Here is a 14488-nt window from a genome sequence, read left to right as displayed (position 1 = left end):
TAACACTCGAACCCGATAGGCTTTACTTGAATATTAGTTTATCTAAAGAGGCTATGCCACCGCCCTCTTTCACTAAGTAAAGTAAGGGAGCAAACCACAATATATGCGTTGGCCAAGCTTCTGGGTAAACAAATATTTGAATCACTGCCGTCATAACTATTAACCCCAAAGCACTTAACCGCGTTAAAAAACCAAACAATAGTGCTAACGACAAAAAGAACTCACCAAAGGTCGCTAAATAAGCGGCGATTTCAGGCGGTAAAACAGGTAAAGCATACTCGTACTCAAACAGCATAAATGTTGAATCATTTAAATTAAAAAACTGCCATTTCTGTCCCAAAAACTCCCAACCACTAAACTTGGTTTGGGCACTGCGCCAAAACACCATAGCGACAGCAATACGGGCTATTAGGCTGATAATATCGTGGGGGATTTTTGAAAAAAGGTTATTAATTTTTGTATTTATCGCGTTCATTGGACGCTCCTACAGCTAAAATTTTATTTTTAAAATAGTTAAAAGGTCAATATTCCGATGATAAGGAAAAGCGACTAAATATCGACAATCCGAATAAGTATCCGAGCATTGAACTAAGCTCGTGGTCTGGGAGCTCCCTTCCCTGCTTTTTTGCATCTCCTACTGCTTCGCTCCAAGCAACAGAGATAGGTAATCCTTGTTGTAATCGACTTAAGAAGAGAAAGCAGTTCGGGTCTAAATTGACCACTTCAACTTGCATATCACGTCGGTACACCATTAAAGAGCAAGGCTGGCTTTCACTTAAATCAACTAATTCTGGTTGCACTTTCAAGTTTTCATGCCAGATGCTATCAATAGGCCAGTCAGAGCGCATTAATGTCACCGAAGGTATTAATGAAAATGTAATATTACCTAACTGCTCAGGAGCAACCTCACTAAGAGTTGCAGGGTCAAACAACACACTATCTCCGCTGTGATAGGCTTGATTAACAAAAAACTCAAGCGCTGCAACATCAGCTAAAAACTCCAACTCAATACAAGGAGTAAATGTTTTGATAAATTCACTGAACTCTTGACCATAAAAGACTAAGGCGGCTTGCGCAGGGGGGGTATTACGGACAAATTTCCGCGCTGCATGGTTAAAACAGTCATCACCAATTAAACGCTTAACCACCGGGTATAGCTCTCCTAAAGCAGTCATCAACGAATGAATAACATTATTGCGATAAATCGCTAAACGTAATTTAGCTTCAATAAAATCATCATCATCGCTATAGTGCTCTTGAATTAAGCCCAAGAAATCATTCGCGTCAGCTTCAATGACAGGACTTAATAGAAGTTGTTTAAAACGCCCCTGAAATTCAGCTAATTTAATTTTACTCATACCAGCCTCGAAGTATTTAATGGGTGCACTAAAATCGACTTATCAGGGCTGGTTGTTGCAAGAGTATATTGCTCAAGGATGTGTTGAGCTAGCTGCGCTTGCTCATAGAGTGTTGCCCATTCGGGCACATTAGTATCCCACTCGATAAGAGTTGGTCTTGCTCCAACATGTGTCAAAGTAAATTGATAAAGCTCCCACACTTCACGGCACACCTTAGAACCGTGATCATCTATTCGCACTTCTCCCGATAAGATTGATTGAACGGAATGACCGGCTAAATGGATCTCACCAACCAGCACAGCGGGTATAGAGCGAATATAATCATAAGCGTCAAAGCCGTGATTACAGGCACTAACATAAACGTTATTAACATCGAGTAAAATACCGCAACCAGCTTGTTGGGCGACCCTGACCAAAAATTCATGTTCACTGTAATCTTGTTGCTTTAACGTAAAATAACTCGATGGGTTTTCAATGAGGATTTGTCGTTCGAGTATCGTCTGCGTTTGATCAATGTTGCGACAAAACACGTCCAACGCCTCTTGAGTATAAGGAACAGGTAACAAATCATTTAATGCCACTTGCTGGTGCTGACTCCAAGATAAATGCTCAGAAACTAATCTGGGTTGATAGCGCTCAACAAGCTGTTTTAATGCAGCTAAATGATTCGCTACTAGGCCTTCTTCTGAGCCTAAAGACAAACCGATACCATGAATCGACAACGGATAATGTTCAGACACAGCTTGAAGGTGATGATGCATTATCCCACCCTTGCCCATGTAATTTTCAGCATGGATTTCAAACCAGCCAATATCAGGACGCTGCGACAAAATAGCGTCCACATGTTGTGGCTTTAAACCAACGCCTGCACGCGCAGGCATAGGTTTAGTATCAGACGCGATTAGCATCTTAGATTACGCTTTTTTAGGCTTTAAGCTGCCGCCAACAATTTTTTCACAAGTACCTTTTGCGACATACATCCAAGCATCACCTTGCCCATCTTTTACCGATGTTCCAGCACATGATGTACCAGGACCAGCGGCACAATCATTTTGTCCAGCTTTAGCTACACCGTAACATTTTTCCATTTTTCCTCTTGCTTCAGCTTCAGGGGCTGCTACTGCTGCTAGGGTGATTGCGGCTGCTACAGCGCCATTAACTAATACTTTATTCATAATATTTTCCTTTGCATTAATTGCTTATAATTTATTGGAGTAGAGTTTGTAGATAAAACATCAACATCATTCAACATGACTCTTCAAAGCAACAGTCACTCAAGACAAACGTTGATCTGGCTTTTGTGAAAAATGTAAATATCTAACCTATCTAACAAGACCTGCGAACAAAGAAAAACTTTCATATAAAAACAAAAAAACCACACCGAGCACAAAGCAAGGTGTGGCGAAAACAACACTCAAGGAGTAATTCAAATTGTAGAGCTAAGGTTTTAAGCGCCTAGCTAAGCGCTGCTACTGCTTCTTTACAAAGTTGAGTAATTTGTTGCCACTCACCCGCCTCGACAAGGTCAAGAGGAACGATCCAACTGCCCCCGATACAACTAACAGCATCAAGCGCTAAGTATTCAGGGGCATTGTGTAGAGAAATACCACCAGTTGGGCAGAATTTAATACCTTTAAACGGTGCTCCCAATGATTTTAACGCTTTAGAGCCACCATTAGACTCCGCAGGGAAAAACTTAAAGTGATCATAACCAAGCTCGATACCACTCATTAACTCCGAAGGGCTAACCACCCCTGGAATTAAAGGGATTGAGCCTTCCGCGGCTTGTGCCAATAGTGCAGGGGTTGAACCCGGACTAATGGCAAATTTAGCTCCAGCTTCGGTTACTTGAGCGAGCTGTTCAGCGTTAATCACCGTACCTGAACCGATTAAAGACTCTGGATACTCTTTGGCAATAACGCGTATCGCTTCAACGGCGCACTCAGTGCGTAAAGTAACTTCCATTACTCGAATGCCACCATCTAATAATGCTTTGGCTAAAGGTAATGCTTGCTCTATTTTGCTGATAACAATTACTGGTACAACAGGACCTGCGGCAAAAAGCTCACTCGGTTGTAATTGCCAATTATTACTGCTCATTGATGATTTCCTTTTTGCTTCTGTTGATTTTTAGTGTTATCTATCACGTAAAATCAAACGATAATTCTGTAATATTAATAATTAGGACTAGCAGCTGATAAGAGATGAAGCGTCCCTTCTCCAAAAGTCATCTAGTGAAACTTTCTTATCAGCTTAATGCGGCACTAGGCCACATAAAATTAGATTTAACCTTCGGCGAACAGTGAGCAAGCACCTTGCTCTGCACCAGAAAGATTACTACGCATCGAGCCAAACATTTCACGTCCCATACCTATACGGCTTTCAGCTAATGCAGGAACAGCTTCTTGACGAGCGTCAAGCTCAGCTTGATCGACTAATAATGTTAATTCACCGGTTTCAGCATCAAGACGAATCAAGTCGCCCTCTACAACTTTGGCTAATAATGAACCGTCAATAGCTTCTGGCGTCATATGAATTGCAGCCGGGACATTACCTGAGGCACCAGACATGCGGCCATCAGTAACAAGTGCAACTTTATAGCCCTGACCTTGTAGAACCGATAATGGCGGCGTTAATTTATGAAGCTCCGGCATACCGATAGCGCGAGGACCTTGGAAACGAACCACAACAACACAGTCTTTATTTAAATCACCGGCTTGGAACGCTTTATCTAAGTCATGCTGACTTTCGAAAATAACAGCTGGTGCTTCAACAATTAATTGTTCATCAGTCAGTGATGATGTTTTAATAACACCACGTCCTAAGTTACCAGCAAGCAGCTGTAAACCACCATGATGTTGGAACGGCTTATCAATACTTGTTAGTACTGTTTCATCACCGCTTTTCTCTGGTGCATCTACCCAGTCTAATTGCCCGTCGATCATCGTCGGTACAAGGGTGTAGCGCTCTAATCCTTCACCAACAATAGTCTTAACATCATTATGTAAGTAGCCACCTTTTAGTAACTCACGGACTAATACGGCCATACCACCAGCTTGGTGGAAGTGATTAACATCAGCTTCACCGTTCGGGTAAATACGTGTTAAAAGTGGGATTGCGGTCGAAAGTTCTGCCATATCCGACCAATCGATTAAGATACCAGCCGCTTTTGCTACCGCGACTAAGTGCATAGTTAGGTTAGTTGAACCGCCCGTAGCTAATAAACCAACAATACCGTTAACCATTGATTTTTCATCAACAATCTCACCAATCGGTAAATAGCTACCACCTTGCTCAGTTATACGGCTGACTTGCTTACCAGCAAAATCGGTCAATGCCGTGCGTAGACCGCCATTTGGAGGCACAAACGAAGAACCCGGCAGTTGCAGACCCATCATCTCAATAACTAGCTGGTTTGAATTAGCTGTACCATAAAAAGTACAAGTACCAGCAGAGTGGTATGAAGACATTTCTGCATCTAATAATTCATCTTCACCAGCTTCACCTTTAGCGTATGCTTGGCGAACGGCGGCTTTTTGCTTATTTGGTATACCAGAAGGCATTGGGCCCGCTGGTACAAAAATAGTAGGTAAGTGACCAAAGCTTAATGAACCTAACAGTAATCCAGGAACAATCTTGTCACAGATGCCTAGCATTAACGCGCCATCGAACATGTTATGTGACAAACCAACGGCCGTAGTCATTGCAATCACGTCACGGCTTAATAAGCTAAGTTCCATGCCAGGTTGACCTTGAGTCACACCATCGCACATCGCAGGTACACCTGAAACAAATTGTGCAACACTGCCTTCTTTAGCAATCGCAGCTTTTAACTGACGAGGGTAAGTCTCATAAGGCTGATGTGCTGACAGCATATCGTTATACGATGAAACAATACCGATATTTGCTTTAGTTAATGATTTAAGATCGTCTTTTTCAGCTTTACTACAAGCAGCAACACCATGAGCCAAGTTACCGCAAGATAAAGCACCACGCATTGGTCCCTTGCTGCGAGCCGCAGCTATTTTTTCTAAATAAGCCTGGCGGGTCGCTTTACTTCGTTCAATGATTCGCTGTGTAACACGTTGGATAACCGGATTCATGATTTACTCTCTAATCTATTCGCTAACTAATACATCAAGTGCATTATGTTGTTTAATGACAGCGCTAATTGGCATTTGGGCTAAGTCGCTCAATTGTTGTGCTTGTTCAAACACAGCCAGTTTTTTCTCACCACTTAATGGTAAGTAAACTTGTTTAGCGGCTAAAATTTCATTTAATGTGAAACTGATACGTTGGTAAGGTGCAGTTGTTGGTTCGACCGCAATTAAACGCTGCTTATTATCAGCAGACATTGCATCATGCACTTGACTCGAGCACGGGAAAATCGAAGCCGTATGACCGTCTTCACCCATACCCAGAATCATGACATCAATTTGGGCAATGTCATTGATTCGCTCTACAGCATCACCAATACCATCAAACGCAGATTCTTGTGATCCAACTAAACCAACAAATTGAGCTGCTGCCGCTTTATTTACTAACAGGTATTGATTGACTAAGCGTTCATTACTATCACTGTTGTCAGTACCAACCCAACGATCATCCACTAATGAGATAATCACCTTTGACCAATCCAAGTCGCGCTGATTTAATAGTTCAAACAATGCAATTGGTGATTTACCGCCAGAAACAAGTAATGTTGCTTTGCCATTTTCGCTAATTGCTTGCGTTAACTTTGCTTCTATTTCTTGTGCTAAGTGTGCCGTCATTAATGCCGGCGTTTTAAAGTTACTAATATTCATTTTATTCGTCCCACGCTCGGCCATCACGAGCAATTAAACCAACTGATGCAACAGGGCCCGAACTACCAGCAGGATAGGTAGTTAACGGCTGACCGGTGCTTTGCCATGCCGATAGAATTCCGTCACACCAACTCCAAGATGCTTCAACTTCGTCACGACGAACGAATAGTGCTTGATTACCACGAATGACTTCTAGTAATAAACGCTCATAAGCATCTGCAATACGCTCATTTTCAAAAGCTTGGTTAAAACTTAAATCCAATTTAGTGGTTTGTAGGCGTTGAGTTGCTTCCAAACCAGGAACCTTATTAAGCATTTGAATTTCAACGCCCTCTTGAGGCTGTAATCGAATTGTTAGCTTATTCGGTGGGAGTTCTCGGTAGTGCTCTTTAAATAAGTTATGTGCTGGATTTTTAAAGTAAACCACAATCTCAGAGACTTTGTTGGCCATGCGTTTACCCGTTCTTAAATAAAACGGTACACCGGCCCAGCGCCAGTTATCGATTTCAGCTTTTAGTGCAACAAAAGTTTCTGTATTCGATTGGGTATTAGCCCCCTCTTCTTCGAGGTAACCAGGAACTTCTTTCCCTTGAAGGAAACCGTTAGCATATTGACCACGGACACTGTTTTCAAAAACGTTTTCAACGTTAATAGGTTTTAATGCCTTTAATACTTTAACTTTTTCATCACGAATATTATCAGCATCCAAACTTAGCGGTGGATCCATAGCAACTAAGGTTAAAATTTGAATTAAATGGTTTTGCAGCATATCGCGCATTTGACCAGCTTGGTCAAAATAACCCCAACGACCTTCGATTCCCACTTCCTCAGCAACACTGATTTGAACGTGGTCAACGGTGCTGTTATCCCACTTAGATGAAAAGAGCGAGTTGGCGAAACGTAAATCAAGTAAGTTAAGTACGGTCTCTTTACCTAGGTAATGATCGATACGGTAAGTTTGATGCTCATTAAAGTATTCAGCAACTTGATCGTTAACTTCGTTTGACGATAATAAATCATGACCAATTGGCTTCTCTAACACCACGCGTGATTGTTCGTGATTTAAACCGGCACTTGCTAAACCTTGACAAATACTGCCATAAATCGAGGCTGGTACAGCAAAATAGTTAATGAGTGGATTAGAGCTGTCTGCAATGACTTGCTTTAATTTAGCGTAACTTTCAACATCGGTTAAATTCATATCGATGTAGCTAACTTTACTTACAAAGCGTTCAACAGCATCTTGGTCAAGCTCTTCATTGATGAATTCAGCGAGACTCGCTTGAACTTGGCTTTGATACTCTTGAGGTGAAAATTGCTCTCGAGCGACACCAATCACACGGCTATCAGCGTCTAATAAGTTAGCTTTTTCTAATTGGTATAACGAAGACAGGAGTTTACGGCGAGTTAAGTCACCTTGACAGCCAAATAAGACGATATCGGTAGGGTGTGTTTTTTTATCTGTAGTCATGTTCTTTGCCCTTGCGGGACCCTTCACTTAATAACTTAATTCAAACAACAAAGTCTCAATACTCGGTTGCCAGCGATGTTTAATGAAATTGACTTTTGTTCCCTTAAGTTCGACACCTTCATCACGCAACAAGTTTAATTGTTGTTGATAGGCAGGCTCACTTTTAGGAATGGACACATAACCTTGGCTATTAACTACTCGGTGCCATGGTATGTCGCTATTATCTGTAGCCACTTTTAAAGCTTTGCTGACCAACCGAGCTCGATTGGGTAAACCTGCTAGATCGGCAACTTGACCGTAACTAGCAACGTGTGCAAAGGGAATTAATTTAACTACAGCTAATATGCGTTGGTAAGAATCTTTCATTGTTAGATTCTAACGTAGTTTGACCGATTAATCCCCTTGAGCCGCTTAAGAGTTAAGCGACCTCAGCTTCTTTTGCTAACTTTTTTACATCAACCGCCGCTGGTGCATTAAATAATGCAACCGCGTTATCTAACATGCGGTTACTAAAGCCCCACTCGTTATCATACCAAGCCATCACTTTAACCAAACGACCAGACACACGCGTTTGCGTCGCATCAAAAACCGAAGAGAGCGGGTTGTGATTAAAATCGATAGAAACAAGTGGAAGCGTATTAACACCTAATACACCACTTAGTGGCGCCTGACAGGCAGCTTCAGCAACAAGTTGGTTAATTTCTTCAATACTCGTATCGCGCTTAGCGATGAAAGACAAATCAACAAGCGACACGTTTGACGTTGGTACACGAACAGCCATACCGTCAAACTTACCTTTTAACTCAGGAACAACTAATCCAACGGCTGCAGCGGCACCAGTATTGGTTGGGATCATAGACATTGCAGCGGCACGAGCACGACGTAAGTCACTATGGCAAACATCAGATAACACTTGGTCATTGGTGTATGCGTGAATCGTTGTCATCAGGCCTGACTCAATACCAATTTCATCATTTAATACTTTAGCAAAAGGTGCTAAACAGTTTGTTGTACAAGAAGCATTTGAGATAACTGTCATTTCTTGCGTTAACGTATCGTGGTTAACACCGTGAACAACTGTTGCATCAACATTCTTTGCCGGTGCAGAGATAATGACTTTTTTAGCGCCTGCTTCTAAGTGAGGCTGAACCGCTTCTTTAGACGTGAAGATACCCGTACATTCGAAAACGATATCAACATCAAGATCCTGCCAAGGCAGTTGTTTAGGATCACGCTCACTAAACATCTTAATTTCATCATTATTAACAGACATTACACCGTCGGCGTAGTGAACGTCAGCGTTAAAACGGCCATGAACTGAATCAAACTGTGTCAGGTGAGCACTTGAAGCACTATCGCCTAAATCATTAATTGCTACAATTTTTACTGGCGAATCTTGTTGTTCTTCATACAAAGCACGAAGTACATTTCTACCAATACGACCATAACCATTTATTGCGACTTTAATTGCCATTTTCTTCACCTTTTCACGATTTGAAAAAATCATTTATGTAATTTAATTACGAAAGTACACAACAAATGAACTTAAAACAAGAGAAATATCATTTTAATTTGTTTTTATTACGCAATCACTGATATTTTTTATACAAAATTAGTCTTGGTTTTAATCGAGCCGTTATACTAGAATGGTCATTCATTAAAACTCTTGATTTTAATTCAATAGCTCAACTAGGGAGAGTTGCTCATGCTTAAAACCATGGCTACGTTTTTAGTCAGGCATCGCTTTCTTAGTGTCTTGCTATTATTGTTAGTTATTATTGTTGCCGCCGCCGGAGGAAAGAACCTTCAGTTCAATGGTGATTACCGGGTGTTTTTTGGCCAAGATGATCCTAACTTGCTCGCCTTTGATTCGATGCAGGCCAACTTTAATAAAAGTGATAATGTTGCCATTATCGTTGCCCCTAAAGATGGAGAGGTGTTTACGAAGCAAACCTTATCATTAGTTTGGCAATTAACTGATCAAGCATGGCAAATCCCCCACTCAATACGCGTAGATTCCATCACCAACTATCAACACACCCAATCCATTGAAGACGACTTATATGTAGAAGATTTACTGCTTGAACTCGACGATCTAAATCCACAGAAGATCGCCTCAATGCAATCAATTGCATTAAATGAACCTGCGCTGTTAAAAAAGCTCATTGCTCCCGATAAGTCATCAACAGTAATTAATGTCACCATTCAGTTACCGGGTAAGGATTTCGTCGCCGAGTTGCCGCAAACTGGCGACTATGTCACACGATTAATCGAAGAATATAAAGCGAAATATCCCGAAGTCGATTTTCACCTCTCTGGGGTGATTGCAATGAACAAAGCGTTTGCCGATGAGTCACAACAAGACGCTGAAACCCTAATTCCAATTATGTTTGTCGCTATTGTTATCTTATTGGCGATTCTACTACGCTCATTAACCGCTATGTTTGCCTCGCTTATTATTATCGTGACAAGCATTGGCGCAACGATGGGGCTTGCCGGATGGTTGGGGATTGACTTAACGACAACCACTGTCAGTGTTCCAACAATCGTCATGACATTGGCCGTAGCCGATTGTGTTCACCTCGTCTCTGGGGTTTTTTATGCGATGCAAAAAGGCATGGAGAAGAATGAAGCAATCATCAAAAGCTATCAACTTAATTTCATGCCCATTTTTCTAACCAGTATTACCACTAGCATTGGTTTTTTAACTCTCAACTTTTCTTACTCCCCAGCAATGCGTGATCTCGGTAATTTAGTAGCCATCGGGGTTATGTTGGCCTTTGTACTCTCAGTGACGCTATACCCGGCACTGCTTGCCATCGTAAAACTCTCAGCACCATCACCATCGCAAAAACAAAGCCCTTTTATTTCAATTGCCAACTTTGTAATAGCACACTACCGAAATGTAGCAATAATAGGTTCATTAATAGTCATTGCGATTAGTGCAATGTTATTTACTAACAAAATTAACGATGTAGCCGTTGAATATTTTTCACCAAAGACAGAGTTTAGACAAGCGACTGACTATATGGGAGAGCACCTTGCAGGGATCACATCGATCAGCTTCTCAATTGATAGTGGTGAAACGAACGGTATAAATAAGCCTGAATTTCTTGCGTTGGTCGATCAATTTGTACTATGGCTAGAGCAACAACCAGAGACAGATCATGTCAGCACAATCACTACAACTATAAAACGACTCAACAAAAATATGCATGGCGACAAAGAAGCTTTTTACCGACTACCTGAGTCGCGTGAGCTTAGCGCGCAATACCTGTTGATGTATGAGATGAGTCTGCCTTATGGCCTCGACTTAAATAATCAATTAAATATCGACAAGTCTGCAACCCGTGTGATGGCCAACTTTAAAAGCTCAGGCTCAGATGAGCTTCTCGCCATCGAACAACGCGCAGTTCATTGGTTTGAACAACATGCTAGCGACCTAAAAGTTGGCATGGCTAGCACAGCCCTTGTTTTTGCGCATATCGGTGAACGAAATATGAGTAGTATGTTATTAGGCAGCGCGATAGCTTTGGTGTTGATTTCAATGCTAGTAGGCCTCTCTCTTCGCTCTAAGCGCTTAGGTTTTATCAGCTTACTGCCTAATATTGCCCCTGCAGCTATTGGCTTTGGGATCTGGGCTATCCTTGATGGCAATATCAACTTAGCATTATCAGTTGTAACAAGTATTACCTTAGGTATCGTTGTTGATGATACGATTCACTTTTTAAGCAAATACAACATCGCTCGTAAACAAGGGCTCAATGCCGAAGATTCCATCAAAGAAGCCTTTGAACATGTCGGTAAAGCCTTGTGGATTACCACTGTGGTTCTCACAATTGGCTTTATGATTTTAACCCTATCAAACTTTAAAATGAACGCTGATATGGGGCTATTAACCGCAGTTATTATCACAATTGCACTAATAGTAGATTTTCTACTATTGCCGGCATTTTTACTTATTTTCGACAAATCAGTGAGCCACAAGGAGCTAAGCAATGACCCTCAATCCACTTAAGCTGACTATATTAGGCATAACGTTAGCACTCACTAACATTTCATTTGCCGCCGAGCAAACATTTGATATCAGCGACCCCGCCGCAAAAGGACTCGCGATAGCTCAAGCGAGAAAAGCCGCCGATAAAGGTTGGCAGAGCAGCGAGTCACAATCCCAAATGATTTTAAAAAATGCTCAAGGCGATATCAGCATTCGCAAATTTAGAAGCCGCGCGTTAGAAGTAGAGGGGGATGGCGATAAAGGGCTAACTATATTTGACACACCAAGAGATATCAAAGGAACGGCTTTTTTAAACTTTTCTCATATCACGAAAAATGACGACCAATGGCTGTACTTACCGGCACTAAAACGTGTGAAACGTATATCGTCTAGAAATAAATCCGGCCCCTTTATGGGCAGTGAATTCGCATACGAAGACTTAAGTTCGTTTGAAATTGAAAAGTATAGTTTTTTATTTCTACGCCAAGAACCCTGCGGTGCTCAGCAATGCCATGTCATTGAGGCTACACCAACAGATCGTTATTCTGGATATAGTAAAACAATCACCTGGCTTGATACTAACCACCTAAGAGTGCACAAGATTGAGTTTTATGACCGTAAAAAATCCTTACTAAAAACACTATCCTCATCTCAATATAATCTCTATAAAGATCAATATTGGCGTGCCCATCAAGCTATTATGGTTAATCACTTAACCGGCAAGTCCACTGAAATCATCACCGAAAGCTTATCGTTTGATGTTAATTTCTCAACCAAAGACTTTAATAAAAACAGTTTAAAGCGAATTAAATAATGAAAAGGCTAGCCATTTTACAATCACTGGGTTTGATGGCGTTATTACTTGGCACGAGTGCCAACGCTCAAATGCAGTTTAATAATCATGTTGGTCTTGAGCAGAGACATTTTTGGCAGCAGCCCCTGCTGCCTCAGCAAAAGTCTAACCAAACCAATGTATTTATCGATAGCGAAATCTATTGGGAAAATGAGCTAGGTTCCGATAGCCTAACCATCAACCCTTTCTATCGTTACGATACCGTCGATGATAATCGCTCTCAATTTCTTTTTAAGCAGGCCTATTGGCTCCATTTGGGACAAAACCCGCTCGGTGAAGCTTATGAGTTTTCCTTAGGGTCTAAGGTGGTATTTTGGGGCGTTACCGAGTCACGTCATTTAGTTGATATTATTAACCCAACAGATCAAATATCATCGCCTGACGGCGAGGATAAGTTAGGTCAATTAATGGCACAGCTTAGTTTAATTAAAGATTGGGGCAGTATCGAATTTTTTGTAATGCCTTATTTTTCCCAGCCAAAGTTTCAAACAGCGCCAGCAAGGTTACGATTTCCACTACTCGTCACTGACACCCCATTATATCAATCAAAACAGCAACAAAAGAACATTGATTTAGCTATGCGTATTAATGCTCTTTACGATGATTGGGAGTTTGGTTTAAATGTTTTTGATGGCACATCACGCTCCCCTGATTTCATACCGAATATTGTAAAAAAAGAAATGCCGACACTCACCCCTTTCTATCGGCAAACACGTGTTTATAGCAGTGATATTCAGCTCACGCTCGATAGTAGTTTATGGAAGTTTGAGCTAAGTTATGAGCAACAAAAAAAACTCACTAACCAATATACTGCTATTGGTTTACTAGCAAAGAACAATAGCTTTTTTGCCAGTACCATTGGTTTTGAGTATACGTTCACTCAAGCACTTGAGACACAATATGACATAGGGGTACTTATAGAGCACAGTGTTGATCAACGCAGCCAATCTGTTTTTCAAGATAATTTATTTGTTGCCACGCGATGGGCGTTTAACGACTTTTCGTCATCGGAGTTACTCGCGGGTATCAATTTTGACTTGAAACATAACAGCCGCAGTGCGTTAATTGAAGCTAATACTCGTTTAGGTGAAAATACTAAGCTTGCCGTAGAAGTATGGTGGTTTGATAGTGACAACTCACTAGCCCCATCACACCCTCTACGCCAAGATAGCTTTGTTCAATTAGAATTAAAATATTATTTCTAGCTATTTTTTAGCAATTAAGACTTTTAGTTCTTCTATTTGCTTAGACAAATCTTCAATCGTTAGCTTGCCATCATCGAGATCTTTTTGAGCTCGCTCTTTAGCGTGCTCATCCTCTAACACATTAACTACGATACCAATCACCATATTTAAGAAAGCAAAGGTGGTTAAGAAAATAAACGACAAGAAATAAATCCAACCAAAGCTATAGACATTCATCACTTCATACATCACGTCAGTCCAATCCTCAAACGTCATGACGCGGAATAATGTCAGCATTGCAATGGAGATATCACCCCACAAGTCTGTATTTATGCCCGCGAAGAAGCTAGAGCCAATAGCCGCATAAATATAGAAGATAATGAACATTAATAAAACTACGTAGCCTAACTGCGGCAGCGCACGTAATAATGAATTAAGCAGCATGCGCAGTTCCGGGACAAAAGAGATCATCCGCATCACACGAAAGATACGGATTAAGCGTCCAACTAACGCAAGTTCGCTATCTTCAATTGGGATTAAACTCACCACGACAATTAAAGTGTCAAAAATATTCCACCCTTTGGTGAAAAAGCGCTTTTTATCATCATCGGCGACAAAACGTATCACAATTTCAAATAAGAAGATTGCCGTTATAAACCAGTCAAATAATGCCAATGCGCCTAAAGCATAGTTGGGTAGGTGATAAGTTTTTGCACCAATTAATAACGCAGATAAAACAATAACTGAGATAACAAAGATCTCAAATACCTTGTTTGATTTTATGCGTTGTGAATAAGCTTGTAATGTCTGAAAGTTCATT

General features: G+C 41.1%; 14 protein-coding genes. 3 read left to right on the top strand and 11 right to left on the bottom strand.

The features are described from left to right. Positions 1-22: 22 nt before the first annotated feature. The 10 genes from Q8W26_RS08425 to gap all read right to left on the bottom strand — a co-directional run bounded on the left by Q8W26_RS08425 (position 23) and on the right by gap (position 9108). Complete coding sequence (locus tag Q8W26_RS08425; RefSeq protein ID WP_101215339.1) at positions 23-475, bottom strand: DoxX family protein; 453 nt, start codon at positions 473-475, stop codon at positions 23-25. A 46-nt stretch (positions 476-521) separates the two neighbouring features. Continuing rightward, positions 522-1358: a DNA-binding domain-containing protein gene (locus Q8W26_RS08420; RefSeq protein ID WP_101215338.1), complete on the bottom strand. Its 837-nt coding sequence runs from the start codon at positions 1356-1358 to the stop codon at positions 522-524. Continuing rightward, positions 1355-2266, bottom strand: a complete 912-nt coding sequence (locus Q8W26_RS08415; RefSeq protein WP_305473069.1) for a DUF692 domain-containing protein — start codon at positions 2264-2266, stop codon at positions 1355-1357. The genes Q8W26_RS08420 and Q8W26_RS08415 overlap by 4 nt, the downstream gene beginning before the upstream one ends. 6 nt (positions 2267-2272) lie before the next feature. Next, positions 2273-2533: a DUF2282 domain-containing protein gene (locus tag Q8W26_RS08410; RefSeq protein ID WP_101215337.1), complete on the bottom strand. Its 261-nt coding sequence runs from the start codon at positions 2531-2533 to the stop codon at positions 2273-2275. A gap of 280 nt (positions 2534-2813) precedes the next feature. Further along, positions 2814-3458, bottom strand: a complete 645-nt coding sequence (locus Q8W26_RS08405) for a bifunctional 4-hydroxy-2-oxoglutarate aldolase/2-dehydro-3-deoxy-phosphogluconate aldolase (RefSeq protein WP_101215336.1) — start codon at positions 3456-3458, stop codon at positions 2814-2816. A 185-nt stretch (positions 3459-3643) separates the two neighbouring features. Further along, complete coding sequence (gene edd / locus Q8W26_RS08400) at positions 3644-5461, bottom strand: phosphogluconate dehydratase (RefSeq protein ID WP_101215335.1); 1818 nt, start codon at positions 5459-5461, stop codon at positions 3644-3646. Between the two features lie 15 nt (positions 5462-5476). Continuing rightward, on the bottom strand, positions 5477-6163 hold the full coding sequence (pgl, locus tag Q8W26_RS08395; RefSeq protein ID WP_305473066.1) for a 6-phosphogluconolactonase: 687 nt from the start codon (positions 6161-6163) through the stop codon (positions 5477-5479). A gap of 1 nt (position 6164) precedes the next feature. Then, complete coding sequence (gene zwf / locus Q8W26_RS08390; protein WP_101215333.1) at positions 6165-7634, bottom strand: glucose-6-phosphate dehydrogenase; 1470 nt, start codon at positions 7632-7634, stop codon at positions 6165-6167. 27 nt (positions 7635-7661) lie between these two features. Beyond that, positions 7662-8000, bottom strand: coding sequence for an MGMT family protein (locus tag Q8W26_RS08385; protein WP_101215332.1), 339 nt, complete (start codon positions 7998-8000; stop codon positions 7662-7664). Positions 8001-8052: 52 nt separating this feature from the next. After that, on the bottom strand, positions 8053-9108 hold the full coding sequence (gene gap, locus Q8W26_RS08380; RefSeq protein ID WP_101215331.1) for a type I glyceraldehyde-3-phosphate dehydrogenase: 1056 nt from the start codon (positions 9106-9108) through the stop codon (positions 8053-8055). Positions 9109-9339: 231 nt separating this feature from the next. On the opposite strand from gap, the gene Q8W26_RS08375 reads away from it, so the two are divergent. Genes Q8W26_RS08375 through Q8W26_RS08365 form a run of 3 tightly spaced genes read left to right on the top strand, consistent with a single transcriptional unit; the run spans position 9340 to position 13689 of the window. Then, complete coding sequence (locus Q8W26_RS08375; RefSeq protein ID WP_101215330.1) at positions 9340-11652, top strand: RND family transporter; 2313 nt, start codon at positions 9340-9342, stop codon at positions 11650-11652. After that, on the top strand, positions 11633-12445 hold the full coding sequence (locus Q8W26_RS08370) for an outer membrane lipoprotein-sorting protein (RefSeq protein WP_101215329.1): 813 nt from the start codon (positions 11633-11635) through the stop codon (positions 12443-12445). The genes Q8W26_RS08375 and Q8W26_RS08370 overlap by 20 nt, the downstream gene beginning before the upstream one ends. Then, complete coding sequence (locus Q8W26_RS08365) at positions 12445-13689, top strand: hypothetical protein (RefSeq protein ID WP_101215328.1); 1245 nt, start codon at positions 12445-12447, stop codon at positions 13687-13689. The genes Q8W26_RS08370 and Q8W26_RS08365 overlap by 1 nt, the downstream gene beginning before the upstream one ends. Here Q8W26_RS08365 and Q8W26_RS08360 read toward each other — a convergent pair whose 3' ends face one another. Beyond that, positions 13690-14487, bottom strand: a complete 798-nt coding sequence (locus Q8W26_RS08360) for an ion transporter (RefSeq protein WP_101215327.1) — start codon at positions 14485-14487, stop codon at positions 13690-13692. Between the last annotated feature and the right edge of the window lies 1 nt (position 14488).

The organism is Psychrobium sp. 1_MG-2023 (assembly GCF_030689115.1).
Taxonomy (GTDB): domain Bacteria; phylum Pseudomonadota; class Gammaproteobacteria; order Enterobacterales; family Psychrobiaceae; genus Psychrobium.
Note: the sequence above shows the minus strand (reverse complement) of the source record. Positions and strands in the feature narration are given on the sequence as shown.